This is a genomic window from Desulfonema magnum (assembly GCF_017377395.1).
GTDB lineage: Bacteria > Desulfobacterota > Desulfobacteria > Desulfobacterales > 4be13 > Desulfonema_C > Desulfonema_C magnum.
In genome coordinates this window covers 2228111-2246110 of the sequence record NZ_CP061800.1, presented here as the reverse complement: position 1 = coordinate 2246110, position 18000 = coordinate 2228111, and the positions used below count along the sequence as shown (strand labels likewise).

Sequence of the window (18000 nt, the reverse complement as noted above, 5' to 3'; positions counted from 1 at the left end):
TGTTTTTATTTGTCCGCTTTCTGTACCACCTCCGATTGCCCTCCCCTTCGGCAGGTTCAGGGAGAGAGGGAACGGCATCGGGCAAAAAAATGGCAAAAAGTGACGTCTTCAGACGGCTCACCTTTGATCATATTTCCTTTAAAATCAAAATTTTCCGTTTGTTCCTGATGATCCGCATGAAAGTGAGGCGGCGGATGTTCTTTGAAAACATCTTAATGATGATTCAGAAGAAGATAGAAATGGTTGGCATAAACGCTCCCTGACGCCTTATGAAAATTCTCAGACAATCCGCATGTCTCATGGAACAGACACAAGGGCTGTTGCCAGCTTTTCTGTAAGCCGGCTGTTTATTTCCTGTGTTTTTAATGAAATTCGAATAAAGCGATTTGAAAGCCCTTTGAAATTTTCGCAATTTCTAATGAGTATTCTTTCCTGCGATAATTGGGCGCAAATCTCATCCGCCATAAAATTTTCAGACAATCTGGCAAGCATGAAAGAGGTGACGCTCGGAAAAAATTTTATTTCCGAGGCGTTTTCAAAGGCTTTGCCAATTTGTTTTCTTTGGGTTTCAAGAAATATTCTTGTCTTCTGAACAAACATATCTGTTTCAGCCTGCTTCTCCATCATGTAAATCACTGCTGCCTGAGCCAGACTGTTGACACTCCACGGAAGCGCATACCGCATAAATTTTTTAATGATTTTTTCAGATGAGACCAGAAATCCGATTCTTAATCCGGGAACCCTGAAAATTTTTGACATGGAATTTAAAACAACAACATTGGGAAGTCCGCAGTTTAACATGGTGTAATGATCAGCCTCATGGACAAAGGGCAGATAAGATTCATCTATGATAAAATACTTATTCGGATATGTGCTGCAAAGCCATCTGAGTTCATCAGCCGGAATGAGAACGCCGGTCGGGTTGTTGGGATTGCAGATAAAAACCGTGTCAGCCCCCTCAGTTTTCTTCTGAATCTGGCCCATATCATGCTTAAAATCCGAAGATGCTTCTGCAATCAGATATTCACAAGGAACATGGTGCATGGCGCAGGCATCCCCGTAATCCGAATATGTGGGAGCGAGGATGCATGCCTTTCTGGTTCCAAGGGCCTGGGGGACAGTATGGATAAGCTGGGTCGTTCCGTTCCCCGAAAGAACAAGATTCGGGCTGACATTGTACCGCCTGGCAAACGCGGATATTGCTTTTTCCGCACCGGCCTGGGGCAGGGCTGTTATTACGTTCATCTTTTCTTTAAGAAAGTCCGTCAGCCCGGGCGGAGGTCCCAGGGGATTGACATTGCTGCTCATGTCAATAATATCAGAAGGTTCACAGCCCAGTCTTTGGGCTGTTTCATAAATATTGCCACCGTGTCCGTTTATCATAATCTGCCTCCGATTGAAACCATTAAAAACAGCATGGATTCAGTGATTTCACACATTGCTCCGAGCATATCGCCAGTGATACATCCCATTCGTTTTTTATAGAACCAAAGGATTAAAACGGTTGTAATGAAAAAAACAACATTCAGCCATAATCCTCTTCTTCCTGCGAAAAACGAAACAAACACAGGGATAAGCAATGCCCGGAAAGCGGAAAATTTTAAAGTCTCTCCGAAAAACGCATGTCCGGTTCCGCCGTCAGGTCTTCCGTATTCAAGAAATCGGAAACCGAACAGCATTCCTCCTCTTGCATATGCCGGTATAATAAAAAGCAGCAGAGACCGGTGAGCATCCAGGCTCATCACGCCGCCCCATTTGACAGCTAACCCGCAGACAACAGCCACAAGTCCCATGGCACCGATGCGGCTGTCTTTCATGATAACAAGGGCTTTTTCCTTTGGCCTGTTTCCGTAGAGACCGTCAGCCGTATCTCCCAGGCCGTCCAGATGAAGGGCCCCGGTTAAAATGACAAGGAAAATCACGTCAAGTACAGCCGCGACCGGCGCTGTCCATAATCGGGACACTGCCAGATCAAAGATCATAAGCATCATACCCAGAATAAGGCCGATAACAGGAAAAAATACGATCATGTTTTTATCAAATGTCCCTGGCTTTCCTATGGGGAGAATGGTCAGAAATTGTATTGCTGATATGAGTCTTTTCATTTGTAATTTGTAATTCGTGATTCGTAATTTGTGATTTGTGATTCGTGATTTGTTAATCACTGTTAATCCGATGACCAGGTTTTCTGACCCGATTCGAAAAAAAAGCCTATCATTCCTGCTTTCGCAGGCTTCGGCGTGAGTTCAGTCGAACGGAATGACAGAAAAAAACTTGATTATCGAGTGTTAAAGGACTGTTATCAGTCTTTCATTTTCACAACTTTGTTACGGCCGCTCTCTTTTGCTTCATAAAGGGCATGGTCCGCTTCCCTTAAAAGAGCTTCTGCCGCCCCCATTTCTGTTTTTAATTCGGCAATGCCCTGGCTGATTGTAATTCTGATCTCTGTGTTATTGAAGATGAATATATTTCTCTCAATTTTTTTCCTGAGAAATTCCGCCAGTTTCATGGCAGAATCAAGCCGGGTTTCAGGAAGGAGACAGCAGAATTCTTCCCCGCCGTAACGGGCAAAAATATCAACTTTCCTGATACTTGAAACGATCATGGATGCAAATGCTTTTAAAATATAATCTCCGCAGGGATGACCGTAGGTATCATTCACTTTTTTAAAATGATCTATATCCTGCATAATAATGCTGAACGGCCTGGTATATCTTTTATGCCTTTCAAATTCTTCTTCAAGGCGGGTTTCAAAATACCTCCTGTTATACACCCCGGTAAGACCGTCCCTGATACTCATTTCAAGAAGTTTTTGTTCATACGCTGCAATATCAGTGACATCCTGCACCATGATATAAGCATATCTGATAACATTGTTATCATCACGCAACGGGCCCATGGTGCAGCTCTGACGCATGTATTTAAAATTTGATCCCAGCGAATTCGCGGCTTGAAAAGGGAAAAGGTACTGATGTAATTTCTGCGAAAAAAACGCAAAATTTCCAAAGGTCAGCACTGACTTAAAATTCCGTAGAAATCGGGGATTATTCAGGTCCGGGAAGAAGGAAAAAAGCGGAAAACCTGTAATTTTTTCCGCGGGGATTTTGCTGTGAATTTCCATCCACCGGTTCCATTTGTAAACCTTTAATTCTTTATCAATGATGATAATTCCGATATTAATCATATCGAATATCTGATCAAAAATCATTCGTAAGGTTCCATAAACTCATACAGGGCTTTTCGCAGCCATTCAATAGCTTCCTGACTGGTAATCACCAATAATAATCCGTTGATATCAATTGCCTTGAATCTGAATACCGTTTCCATAAGAATCGCTGTCTGAGACGGGTCAAATGAGTCAACAAACGAGCTGTATTCATTACTGTTTTCATGGATGACCTGGGGAGGTGTGTAGGTGACAAATGTGTTCAGCAGTTCGCAAACTTTTCCGACACAGGCCCCGATCAGGATATTCCCCACTTCCATCAGCACTTCTCTTTCCTGTCCCGCAATCGGTTTCATTTCAAAGTCATTTGGCTCCCCGTCATCAAGAATCGCTATCAGACTTCTTCCCGTTCTGTTCGGCAATACCAGTATTCCGTAGCCTTTAAAATCTCCCCAGAAATTTTGCGCAACAATGCTGGTTTCAGGGTGAAGTTTCATCCTGTCTGTCAGATAATCCGGTATATCCCCGATACCTAAGATCTGAATGCTGGGGGCACTGAGTTCGACATATATATCAATGACTTCCCCGAGGTCAGCCGTTGCGTTTCCAAACGCGATATTCATTATTTCCTGTAAAATATCTTTCTCTTCATCGGAAAATATGTGGGAAGAGTCAGTATTCATCATTTTCCTCCGGAGCGATTTTCCAGGGCGTTTTCGACTTTTATCAATGTTTCCTGAACGTTTTTCTGTTTCAAAGGTTTTTTCAGAACAAGGAACGCCCCCAGTTCTATAACCCTGCTGATAGACTTTCGCTGAACATCCGCAGTGGTGACAACAATGATGGCATCATCTGAAATTTTTCTGATTTCGGCAATGGCCTGATAGCCGTCAAACTCCGGCATTGTGAGATCCATGAATGTCACATCAGGAAGAATCTCCTGGTATTTATTTATACTCTCCAGGCCGTCAACAGCTTCATAAATTTCATATTCTTTGTCTTTTGGAATACACATTTTCAGCATTTTCCGGGCAATGGGAGAGTCATCCACAATCAATATTTTTTTAATCATAGTCCTTTACCTTATCGAATAAAAATGAGCTTCATTCATCATGATATAACATTGATTCCACATCTATCCCTGACTGAACACAGAGCGAAGCAGCATATTATAATATTCTGAGATATTATGATGTTAAGTTACAGACGGGCATCACTGGGCTTAATCTGTCCTAGTTCATAACTCAGCGTCTGACATGTAAGTTTACCATGAACAAACAAAATGATAAAGCTTTAAAAATGAAAAGGTTTGACTGTCACAGGAATCCCGGCCACCATCCATATAACGCTGTCAGAACATGCTGCCACGGTCTGGTTGACCTGTCCCGTAATATCCCTGAATGCTCTTGCCAGTTTGTTCTCAGGGACAATGCCCGCTCCGACTTCATTTGATACCAGAATAACAGGACATTGTGCTTTTTCAAGAGATTGTGTCAGGTTTTCAATGTATTGGTCAATTTTTTCTGATGCCTCGGGTTCCAAAAGAAGATTGGTAATCCACAGCGTGAGGCAGTCAACAAGGATCACTTTATTTTTTTGGCTGGTTTCAATGATGGCTTCCGGTAAAAGGATGGGAACTTCGGCCACGGACCAGTCTGCCCCTCTTTCTTTCTGATGATTTGAAACCCTTTGCCTCATTTCATCATCATAAGGCACGCATGTTGCAATAAAAATTCTTTTGTCCTGGGAAATGTTTTCTGCCAGTTCAAGGGCATGACGGCTCTTGCCACTCCGGCATCCGCCGATAACAAATGTGATTTTTTTCAAAAGGTTGCTCCGGAAAATTAAATTTGTAAATAGGGAGTTCTGTTCTTTGGGGCTGTTATTGTTCTGAGTGTCAAAGATATTTATTCAAATTCAAAGCAGCTTTTGCCGATATTGCCTAAGGTCAAAAAGGCTAAAAATGAACTCCCAGATATAAAATTAGGTTCTGACATGATAATTTTTAAATCATAAGATACTATAGAGCCTCCGAATTTTCAAGGATGTATTTTTTTATTATATAGGAACCTATAAAAACAGGAAGTTAGGTGTTATAGAAACGTAGGGTGGGTGGAGCGAAGCGGAACCCACCACACTTTGCCGGCTGTCACAAGGCGGACACAGCGGACGGGGAAGAAACCCGGGGGAGGTTCGCACTTCCCCTTCCCGGAAACACCAAATATGCCGAGGGCAGTGCCGGGGCTATGATCCGGTCGGTTTTCCGGATTCTCGGAAGGGCCTCCGAGCGACGCGAACGGCGTTGTTGACATAAATGACGCTGTGCGGTTTATATAGGTGCTTATCGGAACTGGAACTGGCAAAATCTGTGCCGGGTCAGACGCGAACGGCGACGAAAGCACCGGCCACGAGGAGCTGATTCGGATACCGAAGCACATATCAAAATAACCCCTGCTCAGTTTTCTCCCCCTCCTTTTTTTTAAAAAAAAGTTGACCAAGCGATTTTTGTCATTTAACATTTTGGTGATCAGATGAGAAGCTTATGGAAAATAGTATTTTATTTTTAATTCAATATCAGCAGATAGAAAATTTTCATAATTCCGGAGTGCAAAAATAAAGCGAAGCGGTTTTTTGCAAACAATTCCGGAGTGCAAAAATAAAGCGAAGCGGTTTTTTGCAAACAATTCCGGAGTGCAAAAATTAAGCGAAGCGGTTTTTTGCAAACAAATCCGGAGTGCAAAAATTAAGCGAAGCGGTTTTTTGCAAACAATTCCGGAGTGCAAAAATAAAGCGAAGCGGTTTTTTGCAAACAATTCCGGAGTGCAAAAATTAAGCGAAGCGGTTTTTTGCAAACAAATCCGGAGTGCAAAAATAAAGCGAAGCGGTTTTTTGCAAACAAATCCGGAGTGCAAAAATAAAGCGAAGCGATTTTTTGCAAACAATTCCGGAGTGCAAAAATAAAGCGAAGCGGTTTTTTGCAAACAATTCCGGAGTGCAAAAATTAAGCGAAGCGGTTTTTTGCAAACAAATCCGGAGTGCAAAAATAAAGCGAAGCGATTTTTTGCAAACAATTCCGGAGTGCAAAAATTAAGCGAAGCGGTTTTTTGCAAACAATTCCGGAGTGCAAAAATTAAGCGAAGCGGTTTTTTGCAAACAATTCCGGAGTGCAAAAATTAAGCGAAGCGGTTTTTTGCAAACAATTCCGGAGTGCAAAAATTAAGCGAAGCGGTTTTTTGCAAACAATTCCGGAGTGCAAAAATTAAGCGAAGCGGTTTTTTGCAAACAATTCCGGAGTGCAAAAATTAAGCGAAGCGGTTTTTTTCACTCCGGAAAAAAATTTTAGATTTAGTGAATATGTTTAAGTTGTTATGCAAAAAATCGCTTCGCTTAATTTTTGCACTCCGGAGAAGATTTTCGATTTAGTGAATATGTCTAACTTGTTATGCTAAGAGGTGATTTTCAATGATAATGGCTGAAAACTTTGATTTGGCAGACCATAAAGTAAAACTCTTTTGCCTTCCTTTCGCAGGCGGCAGTTCCTATGCCTACAGGGAGTTTGAACAATATATTTCTGACTTCATCACGGTTCGCTTCATTGATTTTCCGGGCCACGGAAAAAGGATGCGAGAACCGCTGCTTACGGATATTCATAAAATGGCTGACGATATATTTTATCAGATCAGAGACGATCTGAACGAACCCTATGCCATTTATGGTCACAGTCTGGGCGCGACAATAAGCTATTTGTTATCTAAAAAGATTGTGGAAAAAAACATTCCAACCCTGCCATTTCATTTATTTCTTTCAGGTCGGGCCGCGCCTTCCGTTAAAAAACAAGACAGAAATTTTCATTTACTTCCCAAGGCGGAATTTATTGATAAGGTGGCAGAATACGGAGGGATTCCTGAACTGGTTCTCCAGGAAAAAGAACTGATGGATTTTTTTGAACCCATCCTCAGAGCCGATTTTCAGGCTGTTGAAACATATAAGTACGAAAAGACCGACCCCTTGGACATACCGATCACGGCTTTAATCGGGCTGAACGAAAAAGTAACCTATGATGAAGCCTTGAAATGGAGAGAAACGACCACCCGGGACGTATCTGTAAAACAATTTCCCGGGGGCCATTTTTTTATTTTTGAACACTTGCCTGAAATCGGCAGAATTATTTCTCAGACGCTGGAGATGGGGATTAGGAATTGATAATTCTCAATTCTCAATTTCTTATGTGCCATTAAATTTAAACGCCCCTTTGCCCAATATGTCATGCAGATGCAAAACGCCCTGAACTTTTCCTGTAAGGTTAGTCACAGGAAGTACTGTAATTTCATATTCTTCCATAATATTCAGGGCATCATAAGCCGGGGAGTCCGGGTGAACGGTTTTCGGATTCTGCGTCATGACATCTTCCACTGCCATCTCAAAAATCGGCTCTTTCCTTGCAATAAGCCGCCGGATATCACCGTCTGTGATAATGCCGCAAAGGGTTTTATCTGATTTTAATATAAAAGTGACTCCCAGCCCGGGACGATCTATTTCTCTGACCGCCTCTTCCATGGTGGTGCCTTCAAAAACAAGAGGCAGTTCCTCACCCGTCAGCATGATGTCTTTCACACTCCCGGAAAGGCGCTGACCCAGTGCGCCTCCCGGATGGATTTTTTTGAAATCACTTTTTTTGAAATGTTTTTTATTAATAAGAACCACTGCAAGCGCGTCACCCATGGCGAGCATTGCGGTGGTGCTTGCGGTGGGGGCAAGCCCCAGGGGACAGGCTTCCTTTTTCACCCCCACATCAATCACAATATCACTGTGTGTTGCCAGGGTGGAATTAGCCCGTCCTGTAAAGGCTATGATTTTACATCCCACACTGCGAATACTTGGCAAAAGGATATTCAGTTCATCAGTTTCACCGCTGTTGGAAAGGGCAAGAAAGACATCATCCTGCCCTACTATGCCAAGGTCTCCGTGCATGGCTTCAACCGGATGTAAAAATATTGACCGTGTGCCGGTGCTGTTTAATGTGGCAACGATTTTCCGACCCACAATTCCTGATTTGCCGATACCGGCCACAATCAAACGGCCGGTTGAATTGCAGATAATCTCCGCCATTTTGACAAAATTCTTGTCAATACGTTCTTTTAATTCCAGGATACCTTTGGCTTCTATGTCAAGGACTTCAATAGCTTGTTTTATTATCATTATGTCTGAGTAACACATTAGTCTGTTTTTATAAGCAATTATAATATCATACGGCCATTCCGCAACTGACAGACCTCTGGCTATGCAATATCATCACAAAAGTCAAGCTTAAAAATGTCAGATAAGTACCTGACCATAAATTTTTAATATCTGCCCGGGGAAGAAATCCGGATTTTTTTTTTTTCCGGAATGATGCGTCTCCGATAAAGGAAAAACCCGGGTTTCTCAGACGCTCGCAGAAAAAAGTAATAGAAAAAACTTCTGATCTGGCACTTATCACCCGATGTTCAAGTTTTTTTGTTCGAACCGGGTCAAAAAACTTGATCATCGAGTATCAGCAGAACATCTGCTTCGGTCTGTTTCGCTTGACAGCAAAAAGATTTCTGATAAATAGTAATTTAAAAAATATCCCGCATCCCCTTTAATCCGTGAAAAAAGGAAAAATATTTTATGAAAAAACTGAGCTTAAACATGAAATTAACCCTTATGCTGTTTCTAATATTTATCGGAACAGTCGCTATCTCTTATCTGGGCATCAGCAGCTTAAAACAGATGAATGACAGACTTAACTACATTGTGGATAATTCATTATGTAAAGTCAAATTGGCAACAAGAATCAATCATAATTTGCTGGAAATAAGCAGAACTGAAAAAAATATACTTTTGTCCCGGGAGCAGAATGATATAGATAAATATTTTGAATTATATAAAGAAATCCAAAAAAAAATGCAAGAAAAAAAGAAACAGTTATATAAGTTATCCGATGATGAAGCAAAGCAGCTTATTGATAAATTTAGCGAAAAATCAGATAAATTTATGAAAATCAGTAACGAAGTGTGTTCATTGAGCAACTTTGATTCTATCAGCAGGCTCCGGGCATTTAAACTGGCTTTCGGCAAAGGACGAAAACTTCTTGATGAGGCTCAGATAATTATGCGCACCATTGTACATAATAATGAAAAACACATGGAGCGGGATAAACAGATGGCCGATAAAAACTATATATCAGCAAGAAACCGAATGATCGGCATCAGTATGATAGGCGTTGCGCTGGCAGTGTTTTTCGGATTATATTTAATTCGCTCGATCACAGGACCTATTAAAAACGTATTCAAAGGGTTAAATAAATTTAGTGAATATGAGCTAAATGAAACATCTGAAAAGTTAAAAGATATAGTTGACGGCTTCAGCGGCAGTCAGATTGCCGCCGCTAGCCAGTCTTTGGCAAGAGGAGCTTCTGATCAGGCAGCTTCCGTAGAGGAATCAACGTCTTCTCTTGAGGAGATGTCTTCCATGACCCAAAAAAATGCGGACAATGCCAATCATGCGAATGATCTTATGAAGGAAACAATACAGATCGTCGCATCTGCAAAGCAATCAATGAATGAACTGACCATTTCCATGGGAGAAATTTCCGGAACAGGGGGGGAGATATTCAAAGTTATAAAAACCATTGACGAAATTGCTTTTCAAACAAGACTGTTAGCTTTGAACGCCGCAGTTGAAGCTGCCAGAGCCGGTGAAGCCGGTGTTGGTTTCGCGGTGGTTGCTGATGAAGTAAAAAGCCTGGCTATGCGATCTGCGGAAGCGGCCAGGCACACATCGGCCATGATTGAAAATAACCTTCAAAAAGTAAAACAAGGCTCGGAGCTTATTTTAAAAGCAAACAAAATGTTTAAAAAAGTTGCGGAAAGTGCGCTAAAGGTAGGGGATTTGCTTTCGGAGATTACGGTATCCTGTGAGGAACAAAATCATGGAATCAGACAGGTGAGCAAGGCAATGACAGAGATGGACGAAGTGGTTCAGAAAAATGCGGCCAATGCTGAGGAACTGAGCGCCCATGCCGAGCAGACCGACGGAATTGTAAATGATTTATTGGCAATTACCGGCAGAACCAGAATAAAGAGAAATATTAAAAATAAACCTTACGCATACGGGGACATGGCCGCGAACCAAAAGCATTCTTCCAAACTTATTGAGAAGAAAAAAGAGAATATGTCATTGCCTCATCATTTCGAAGAAGTAAGACCCGGACAAATTATTCCCCTGGATGAAGATGATTTCGAGGATTTTTAAAATGATTAAATGATTTCTCATGAATATTCCTGGAATATTAATAATAAATGGATTTTAGAAAATTAAACATTTCCTTTGCGATACTGAGCGGCATCGTCGCCTTTGGCACCATCAGTTATTATTTTATTGAAGACATGTGTATCTTTGATGCGTTTTATATGACCATCATCACCATAAGCACCGTGGGCTTTTCTGAAATCAAACCGCTCTCCATTGGCGGCAGAGCCGTTACCATCATCATTATCAGCACAAGCATCTCCATCGGAGCCTATTCAATCGGTGTCATTGTAAAGACATTTATTGAAGGAGAATTAAAGCAAAGTTTTTGGAGAATGAGAGTGGAAAAACAGATATCAAAACTGAAAAATCATTTCATTATATGCGGATTCGGACGGATTGGCAGGATCATTTGTAATGAGTTATATGCTGATAAGATTGATTTTGTTGTTATTGAACAAGAGCCGGAAGCTGTCGGAGAAATTGAGAGCAAAGGGTTTCTTTGTATTCAGATGGATGCCACATCCGAAGAAGCATTGAAAAAAGCAGGCATAATGAAAGCCAGAGGCCTTGTCACGGCCGTCCGATCTGATGCGAATAATGTATTCATTATCCTTACAGCGAAAAAACTCCGAGAGGATATTTTCATCCTCTCCCGAACATCTGACGGCAAACATGAGAGTCAGCTGATCAGAGCAGGCGCGTCCAGGGTTGTTGCTCCCTATCTCATCGGCGGGAGGAGAATGGCCCAGGTATTGAAAAGACCCACGGTGGTTGACTTTATAGATGTTGCAACCATAGACAGCCAGTTGGGGCTTATGATGGAAGAGGCCAAGCTGGGTCCGGGTTCCGATCTCATCGGAAAAAATCTCATCGAGAGTAATCTGAGAAGGGATTTCGGGGTGATTATCGTGGCCATCAAAAAACTCTCCGGCGATATGATCTTCAATCCCATGCCCTCGGAAAAGCTTGAAGGGGGAGATGTTATTGTCGCTCTCGGCAAAAAAGAAGATTTGAAAAGAATGAATGAAATTGTCAAACAGTCTCCTGAAAAACTTATGCCTGAATGCTTGTAGGGATTTGGGATTTGCGATTCGGGAGCTTGTATTTTAGGTTCAGGCATTTTTCTTGCACAAACAAATCAGATATGTTAAACATCATGTCTTTATCCGGAGTGCCAAACTTACAGTTTGGCAAATATCGCTGTCTCCATGCCTTGAAAAAATTGCCAAACTGTAAGTTTGGCACTCCGGAATTTTTTTTAAACTTGGGAGGACAAGGAGGTTTGATGCCTTTTGCAGACATCAGTAATGAGAATATTTTTTACTCTTTCAGTGATTCCAAAAGTGATGATAATTTACTGCTCATTCACGGATCAGGCGGCACCCACAGGCATTGGCCTGAAAAATTGAGAAATCTCCCCCGGGCCAATGTTTACGCGATTGATCTTCCCGGGCACGGTCAGTCCGGGGGGATGGCTGTAAACGTGTTGATGATTATGCGGATGTTATAAACGCATTTGTTTCCGCCCTGAATCTGAGTAATGTCACATTGGCGGGCCATTCCCTGGGCGGGGCAATTGTCCAATGCCTGGCCCTCCGTTCCCCGGAATGGCTTACCCGCATTATTCTGGTGGGAACAGGCGCGCGTCTGCGTGTTGCCCCTGCGATTCTTGACGGACTCTCATGTGATCCCCTCCCCTCAGTCTCAGACACAAGTTTTAAATCCGCGATTAACATTATCTGTGATTATGCTTTTGGCCCGTCTGCTTCGCCATCACTGATTCAGGCCGCTATCGAAGACTTTTTGAAAAACAGGCCGGAAGTGTTCCACGGCGATTATCTCGCCTGTGACCAGTTTGACATCATGGAAAACATCGGCCAAATTCGTTTTCCGACACTGATTATTTCCGGCGCGGCAGACACTCTTACGCCTGTGAAATACAGCGAATATCTTTACACTCACATACCAGAAGCAGAAATGTCAGTTATCGAAGAGGGCGGCCACATGATGGGACTGGAGAAGCCCGAAGAATTCACTGAAAAGATAAAATCGTTTTTGTTCAGAAACCTTCAGCAGTGAATTGCCGGGCAATATGCTGATAACGGCCATAAGCGGGATTCACAACAACGCATGAAAGTTTCAGGATTTTTCCTAACACCTAACACCTAACACCTAACACTTTTAATATGGTAATAAAGATGTTCAGTCTTAAAATCTCAATTTTTAAATAAGGGAGAGAAATATGGGAAAACTATTATGGCAGCCTTCTGAAGAACGAATCAACCGCACGAATATGTATCGTTTCATGAACATCATCAATGAAAAATACGGTAAAAATTTTACCGAGTACAGTGCTTTTTATCAATGGTCCGTTGAAAATATCCCGGATTTCTGGGCCTCCCTGTGGGATTTTGCTGAAGTGAAAGCCTCAAAATCCTATGATGAGGTGATTGACGATGTGACCAAAATGCCCGGCGCAAAATGGTTTTCAGGTGCCCGGCTCAATTTTGCCGAAAATCTGCTCCGATACAGAGATGATCAGACCGCCCTGATTTTCAAGGGCGAGGAACAGGTTTCCAGGAAAATAACATACGCAGAACTTTACGACGAGGTGGCAAAGGTCGCCAAATCTCTGAGAGACATGGGCGTGAAAGCAGGAGACCGAATCGTCGGGTTTATGCCGAACATGCCGGAGACGATCATCGCGATGCTGGCCGCGACAAGCATTGGTGCGACATGGTCTTCATGTTCTCCTGATTTCGGCGTAAAAGGCGTGCTGGATCGGTTCGGACAGATCAAGCCCAAAGTTCTGTTTACGGCAAACGGATATTCTTTTAAAGGAAAAAATCTCGACTGCCTTGAACGCATCTCGAATATCCTGAAAGAGATATCATCTGTTGAAAAAGTGGTTGTCGTGCCTTACACTGAACAAAACGCGGATATCAGCAGCGTCCCGCACGCGGTTCATTACGAAGATTTCAAATCTTCCGAATCGGGCCTGGAGATTGAGTTTGAGCAACTGCCTTTTGATCATCCGCTGTATATCATGTATTCGTCCGGTACAACAGGACTCCCCAAGTGCATGGTTCAAAGTGCGGGCGGCATTCTCATTCACCAGCTCAAGGAACTCATCCTTCACACGGATTTGAAACGTGAGGATACCATCTTTTATTTTACCACCTGCGGCTGGATGATGTGGAACTGGCTGACCAGCTCCTTAGGTGTCGGTGCCACGCTGGTTCTGTTTGACGGCAATCCGTTTCATCCCGAGCCGGGCGCGCTGTGGAAAATGGCGCAGGATGAGAAAATCACGGTTTTCGGGACAAGCGCGGGTTATCTGGCCGCCCTTCAGAACGCGGGCGTAAAACCAGGCAAGGAATATGATCTTACGCCTCTGAGGGCGTTGCTTTCCACGGGTTCGCCCCTTTCCATTGAGGGGTTTGAATTTGTTTATGAGGAAATTAAAAAAGACCTCCAGTTGGCTTCCATTTCCGGCGGAACCGATCTGAACGGCTGTTTTGCCCTGGGAAACCCCATCGGGCCGGTTTACGCGGGCGAATTGCAGTGCCGGGGACTTGCCATGAAAGTCGAGGCATTTGACGACAATGGAAAACCTGTCACTGGTCAGCAGGGCGAACTGGTGTGCAGCGCGCCTTTTCCGTCCATGCCGATCTATTTCTGGGATGATCCGGAGGGAAAAAAATATCATTCCGCATATTTTGACGTGTATCCCAATATCTGGCGGCACGGGGATTATATTGAGGTGAATGATCACGGCGGCGTGACCATTTACGGACGCTCGGACGCGACATTGAATCCCGGGGGCGTGAGAATCGGAACAGCCGAGATTTACCGCCAAGTGGAACAATTGGAAGAGATCGAGGACAGCCTTGTTGTGGGTCAGTCCTGGAAAAATGATGTCCGTGTCATCCTGTTTGTCAAAATGGCGCAGGGAAAAGCCTTGACAGAGGAACTCATGAACAAGATCAGACAGACCATCCGGGTGAATGCCTCTCCCAGGCATGTTCCCGCAAAAATCCTGGATGTTCCGGATATTCTTTATACCCTGAATATGAAAAAAGTTGAGCTCGCGGTTAAGAAGGTGATTGAAGGAAAACCCGTGCTGAACAAAGACGCGTTGAAGAACCCGGAAATACTGGATTATTATGCCAGTATAAAAGAACTTCAGGAAGATTAGCATATCTGCCTTAAAAAGAAACCCGGGTTTTTCCGAGAGGTGAAGATGCCCCGTCCGGATAAAAAAGCCGGGTTTCTTCCCGCGTCCAATTTTTTGTTCTTTTGTCGGATGGGGTTTGCAACCCATACGCATCAGGCTGAGGCTGCCGGACGGGGTTTGCAACCCCGTCCGAAACATTCATCAGCGGTGATCCGAAAACATTCCGGACGGGGTTGCAAACTCCGTCCGGCAAATAATGTCTATTATCAAAAGGAGGTATTGCCATGAACCCTGTTTTTGATGACGACAGTTCTCACGATGAGTTTGGAAACCATTCTCACAATTCTGATCTGAATGCGCATGAGCATTTTCAGCATCATGATCCCGGTTTTCAGAATCATTCCATGCCAGACGCTCCTCATTCTGATCTGTTTCATTCGGAATGGGACATGAACCATCCTGAAGATCCGAATCCTCCGGACCCGTTGGAACGGGTTCCGGCACATCCCGACCCTCCCGGCAATTTTCATCAGAGTTGGACACCGGACATCTGAACACCTCTGATCCTTTGGAATGGAATTCAGTGCCTTCCGATCCTCCCGGCAATTTTCATCAGCCAGAATGGAATACAGGCGTATGACCTTGAAACCTCTCTGAAAAATGATCGAGGAGAAAAAAAAGAATGACAACTTCCTGATCTTGCTGGTGGCGAGCCAAGGTTTTGGCCGAAAGATGGGAAGCTTTATGTGTTTTTCCAATGAGCAGGTTATGAGAGCTTGTGTCTGACAGGTTATTTTGTTGCAAATTGTGTTCTGGCTGTTTATACTGGACGCGAAGCGTCCGGGCTGCATTCCCACTCGAAGCGTGGTAACGAGGTAACGAGGTAATGAGGTAAATAAATAAGATAGATGTTGTGACGAAATGGGAGGTAGGGGTAAATGAGATATGTTATGCTTGTCGTACTGACGATTTTTTTTGTTTTTTATCCATGCCATGCACCCGCGGGAGACAAAGGTGTGGGCGTGTTCTGGAAGCTTCCGTTTCTGCCGCTGACCCTCCATGTGGGAAGCGACGGCGTGGAACTTTCGGGAAGTTCATCTGTTGCAACTCCCCTGGGCTGTTTCGGTCTTGAGGCTTCGGCAGATCTCACCGAAAAGGAAAGACCTGTCCGCATCAGAGATGTGGTCGTGGAAAAGAAAGACATGCTGCTGATCATCCGAAATCCGAACAAATGGGGCGACAGGATTTACAAAATCACGGACGGGAAAGAGATTTCCGTGTTCACAAACGGTCAGACACTTATTCTTGCCAAAGACGGCACGGTCGTGATAGATGTTTCCAAAGGAAATGTCACTGAGGTGAAATTTGCCGGAAAGCAGGAGGTTTTGGGAGAATCAGCTTCGGGACAGGCTGTTTCCAATCAGACGATTCCTACGGAACTGAAAATTCTTTCCAGAAGCAGAACTGGCGGAATTTTTAAGAATCTCGGACAGGGCGGCATGATGTATTCGGGAGATTTGTACAAGCTCGTCCTGAAAACTCCGCAAGATGCGCATGTTTATGTTTTCAACACGGACGACACCGGCCAGATGCAACGGCTCTTTCCCATGAAGGTGTTCGGAGGGGTCGAGGTGAACAATTTCAATGCGGTGAAACGCGGGAGAACTTATTTTATTCCCTCAAACAGCAAATCTTTCCGTCTGGACGACCATACCGGAACTGGCAAAATTCTTTGGGTGTGGCTACTTTAGGACGACGGAATATCAGGTGACAATATGCATTAAAAATTCAGGTTCTGCATATTTTTCATAATGATTTCTGCTAAATTCCTGTCTCTCATAAAATTTCCAATAATCCTCAAATTCTCCGCTGACTTTCAGAGAACGCAGTTTCAAAACGGCCTCGGCACCTTTCAGACCCCATCTGGCACCTGTGATGCCCATTCTGTCCTTCACAAGATATCGGCATGCGCCTTCTATGACTCCCGTGGCTATGGGATAGCCTTTCCTCAGGTATTCGTCATATCTCATATGGGATGCCAGAGTTGTAATATAACGGGCGCATTTGTCAACAGCCTTCCTCTCACTCTGATTCAGACCTCTGTTTGTTGCCGACCGTCTCATTCCGCCAGCGGTCAGACCCGGCTTTCCCCGAAGCACTCCTGCCAGTCGTTCTCTGACCCATTCCTCACGTTTTTCATACTCAGTGAAAAACGTGCCGCCTGCCTCCCACAAGTATTCCAACATATGGATAAAATCACAGATTATCGTTATTCCGACCCCATGCTTTTCCGCCTCACGGGACAGATATATGATCTGTTTCCTGTCCCCGTCAACCAATGCGACCCATTCCTTCTCTCTGTAAGGGTCTTTGCTCACCGCCTCGTCAAACATCTCGCTGACCACTGTTCCGAAGGAATGTTCCGCACTTGCCCATACCCTTTTTTCAAAAGGCTTCGGACGTTTTTTCCCTGTCCCGGCTGTTTTCCCGGACAATTCTCCGATAATATCTCCCGGGGACCTCACGAACCGATCTGTCAGGTAAACCGAGGCCACAGCGGCCATTCTTTTGGAATTCTTTTTCTCTCCCGGAGACAATCTTCGTTTCATATCATGCCGATTCGCTTTCGCCCTTTTCTCTGTCTCCTTCCTCAGCGACTCCTTTCTCATAGCTATGCCTTTGCCGTCCATGGTCAGAATCAGCAAAGGACAGTCATGCATATTTCGCATATCATATTCTTTCTGTTCATAAAAGTTGTGAAAATCACCTGACACGGACAACACAATTTTCTCAGCCTGACGTTTCGGTATCGTGATACCTGTCATCCTTCTGATACTTTTCATGCCCTCCTCAAAAGAGCCTCTGACCGCCTCTTCCGTAATAAGCTTCTGCAAGCAGAAAGAATAGGAGATTTTCGGCAGGTTCAGAAAACCGTCCTTCGGAAACAGACTGTCCGCACCACGGACAGAATATCCCATCCGTCTTATTCTGACTGCCCCGAACAATGTTTTTATCTCACGTTCTCTGATTCTTTTGTGGCTTCTCACAACTCCGTCCGAACCGACGACGGATTTTCCGATGTCACAGATTCCCCGGTCATCCACATGACCTTGCAGCAAAAGTCGCAACAGTTCCCGACCTTCACCGTTTATTGTCGATTCAACCTCACTCAGCATCATTTTACCTGCCTCACTGCTGCCAAGCAGTTCAGTCAACTGAAGAAATTTTTCTTCCGCACTTACAAATGCTTCTCTGACATATGACCTGAACATAGCGATTCCATGAGATACATAAAAAGTTATCTCAACGGAACATAGCAATGATATGCCTGCAAGTCAAGACAATATATTAGTATTATTCATATACTTCGTCGTCCCAAAGT

General features: G+C 43.8%; 17 protein-coding genes and 1 pseudogene. 8 read left to right on the top strand and 10 right to left on the bottom strand.

The genetic code is table 11. From position 1 onward, the window contains the following. Positions 1-56: 56 nt before the first annotated feature. From dnm_RS31835 to dnm_RS09000, 8 genes and pseudogenes are all read right to left on the bottom strand, one after another. Positions 57-164 (bottom strand): annotated as a pseudogene (locus dnm_RS31835) (hypothetical protein); the annotation flags it as partial. Between the two features lie 133 nt (positions 165-297). Beyond that, entirely contained in the window at positions 298-1383 is a 1086-nt protein-coding gene (locus dnm_RS09030; protein ID WP_207682335.1) for a pyridoxal phosphate-dependent aminotransferase, read from the bottom strand. Continuing rightward, positions 1380-2165: an adenosylcobinamide-GDP ribazoletransferase gene (locus tag dnm_RS09025; protein WP_246556266.1), complete on the bottom strand. Its 786-nt coding sequence runs from the start codon at positions 2163-2165 to the stop codon at positions 1380-1382. The genes dnm_RS09030 and dnm_RS09025 overlap by 4 nt, the downstream gene beginning before the upstream one ends. 137 nt (positions 2166-2302) lie before the next feature. Beyond that, entirely contained in the window at positions 2303-3184 is an 882-nt protein-coding gene (locus dnm_RS09020; RefSeq protein WP_207682334.1) for a GGDEF domain-containing protein, read from the bottom strand. A 20-nt stretch (positions 3185-3204) separates the two neighbouring features. After that, positions 3205-3852: a hypothetical protein gene (locus tag dnm_RS09015; protein WP_207682333.1), complete on the bottom strand. Its 648-nt coding sequence runs from the start codon at positions 3850-3852 to the stop codon at positions 3205-3207. Then, the gene (locus tag dnm_RS09010; protein WP_207682332.1) at positions 3849-4238 is read right to left on the bottom strand and encodes a response regulator; all 390 of its coding nucleotides are present in this window, start codon (positions 4236-4238) and stop codon (positions 3849-3851) included. The genes dnm_RS09015 and dnm_RS09010 overlap by 4 nt, the downstream gene beginning before the upstream one ends. Positions 4239-4459: 221 nt before the next feature. Then, a complete protein-coding gene (cobU, locus tag dnm_RS09005; protein WP_207682331.1) occupies positions 4460-4993 on the bottom strand; it encodes a bifunctional adenosylcobinamide kinase/adenosylcobinamide-phosphate guanylyltransferase in 534 nt (177 codons plus the stop codon). Positions 4994-5706: 713 nt separating this feature from the next. Then, a complete protein-coding gene (locus dnm_RS09000; protein WP_207682330.1) occupies positions 5707-6276 on the bottom strand; it encodes a hypothetical protein in 570 nt (189 codons plus the stop codon). Positions 6277-6628: 352 nt separating this feature from the next. Between dnm_RS09000 and dnm_RS08995 the strand changes: the two genes are divergently transcribed. Then, the gene (locus dnm_RS08995; RefSeq protein ID WP_207682329.1) at positions 6629-7369 is read left to right on the top strand and encodes a thioesterase II family protein; all 741 of its coding nucleotides are present in this window, start codon (positions 6629-6631) and stop codon (positions 7367-7369) included. Positions 7370-7390: 21 nt separating this feature from the next. Here the strand turns inward: dnm_RS08995 and dnm_RS08990 are convergent, their stop codons facing one another. Next, complete coding sequence (locus dnm_RS08990; protein ID WP_207682328.1) at positions 7391-8365, bottom strand: KpsF/GutQ family sugar-phosphate isomerase; 975 nt, start codon at positions 8363-8365, stop codon at positions 7391-7393. A 450-nt stretch (positions 8366-8815) separates the two neighbouring features. Between dnm_RS08990 and dnm_RS08985 the strand changes: the two genes are divergently transcribed. The 7 genes from dnm_RS08985 (at position 8816) to dnm_RS08955 (ending at position 16369) form a co-directional block, all read left to right on the top strand. Further along, entirely contained in the window at positions 8816-10441 is a 1626-nt protein-coding gene (locus dnm_RS08985; RefSeq protein WP_207682327.1) for a methyl-accepting chemotaxis protein, read from the top strand. Between the two features lie 47 nt (positions 10442-10488). Further along, on the top strand, positions 10489-11514 hold the full coding sequence (locus dnm_RS08980; RefSeq protein WP_207682326.1) for a potassium channel family protein: 1026 nt from the start codon (positions 10489-10491) through the stop codon (positions 11512-11514). Positions 11515-11726: 212 nt separating this feature from the next. Then, on the top strand, positions 11727-11951 hold the full coding sequence (locus dnm_RS31225) for an alpha/beta fold hydrolase (RefSeq protein ID WP_207682325.1): 225 nt from the start codon (positions 11727-11729) through the stop codon (positions 11949-11951). Then, on the top strand, positions 11948-12520 hold the full coding sequence (locus tag dnm_RS08970) for an alpha/beta fold hydrolase (protein ID WP_207683633.1): 573 nt from the start codon (positions 11948-11950) through the stop codon (positions 12518-12520). The genes dnm_RS31225 and dnm_RS08970 overlap by 4 nt, the downstream gene beginning before the upstream one ends. A 163-nt stretch (positions 12521-12683) precedes the next feature. Further along, positions 12684-14639, top strand: a complete 1956-nt coding sequence (locus dnm_RS08965; protein WP_207682324.1) for an acetoacetate--CoA ligase — start codon at positions 12684-12686, stop codon at positions 14637-14639. 263 nt (positions 14640-14902) lie between these two features. Continuing rightward, entirely contained in the window at positions 14903-15172 is a 270-nt protein-coding gene (locus dnm_RS08960) for a hypothetical protein (RefSeq protein WP_207682323.1), read from the top strand. Between the two features lie 384 nt (positions 15173-15556). Beyond that, the gene (locus dnm_RS08955; RefSeq protein WP_207682322.1) at positions 15557-16369 is read left to right on the top strand and encodes a DUF4384 domain-containing protein; all 813 of its coding nucleotides are present in this window, start codon (positions 15557-15559) and stop codon (positions 16367-16369) included. Positions 16370-16381: 12 nt separating this feature from the next. Here the strand turns inward: dnm_RS08955 and dnm_RS08950 are convergent, their stop codons facing one another. After that, positions 16382-17890 carry an ISKra4 family transposase gene (locus dnm_RS08950; protein ID WP_207678190.1) on the bottom strand — a complete coding sequence of 503 codons (1509 nt, stop codon included), beginning with the start codon at positions 17888-17890 and terminating at the stop codon, positions 16382-16384. Between the last annotated feature and the right edge of the window lie 110 nt (positions 17891-18000).

What these genes read in the sequence shown, in the direction of transcription:
- dnm_RS09030 (WP_207682335.1), bottom strand. Translation starts at nt 1,383, where the DNA reads ATGATAAACGGACACGGTGGCAATATTTATGAAACAGCCCAAAGACTG.
- dnm_RS09020 (WP_207682334.1), bottom strand. Translation starts at nt 3,184, where the DNA reads ATGATTAATATCGGAATTATCATCATTGATAAAGAATTAAAGGTTTAC.
- dnm_RS09015 (WP_207682333.1), bottom strand. Translation starts at nt 3,852, where the DNA reads ATGATGAATACTGACTCTTCCCACATATTTTCCGATGAAGAGAAAGAT.
- dnm_RS09010 (WP_207682332.1), bottom strand. Translation starts at nt 4,238, where the DNA reads ATGATTAAAAAAATATTGATTGTGGATGACTCTCCCATTGCCCGGAAA.
- dnm_RS08995 (WP_207682329.1), top strand. Translation starts at nt 6,629, where the DNA reads ATGATAATGGCTGAAAACTTTGATTTGGCAGACCATAAAGTAAAACTC.
- dnm_RS08990 (WP_207682328.1), bottom strand. Translation starts at nt 8,365, where the DNA reads ATGATAATAAAACAAGCTATTGAAGTCCTTGACATAGAAGCCAAAGGT.
- dnm_RS08985 (WP_207682327.1), top strand. Translation starts at nt 8,816, where the DNA reads ATGAAAAAACTGAGCTTAAACATGAAATTAACCCTTATGCTGTTTCTA.
- dnm_RS08980 (WP_207682326.1), top strand. Translation starts at nt 10,489, where the DNA reads ATGGATTTTAGAAAATTAAACATTTCCTTTGCGATACTGAGCGGCATC.
- dnm_RS31225 (WP_207682325.1), top strand. Translation starts at nt 11,727, where the DNA reads ATGCCTTTTGCAGACATCAGTAATGAGAATATTTTTTACTCTTTCAGT.
- dnm_RS08965 (WP_207682324.1), top strand. Translation starts at nt 12,684, where the DNA reads ATGGGAAAACTATTATGGCAGCCTTCTGAAGAACGAATCAACCGCACG.
- dnm_RS08960 (WP_207682323.1), top strand. Translation starts at nt 14,903, where the DNA reads ATGAACCCTGTTTTTGATGACGACAGTTCTCACGATGAGTTTGGAAAC.
- dnm_RS08955 (WP_207682322.1), top strand. Translation starts at nt 15,557, where the DNA reads ATGAGATATGTTATGCTTGTCGTACTGACGATTTTTTTTGTTTTTTAT.
- dnm_RS08950 (WP_207678190.1), bottom strand. Translation starts at nt 17,890, where the DNA reads ATGTTCAGGTCATATGTCAGAGAAGCATTTGTAAGTGCGGAAGAAAAA.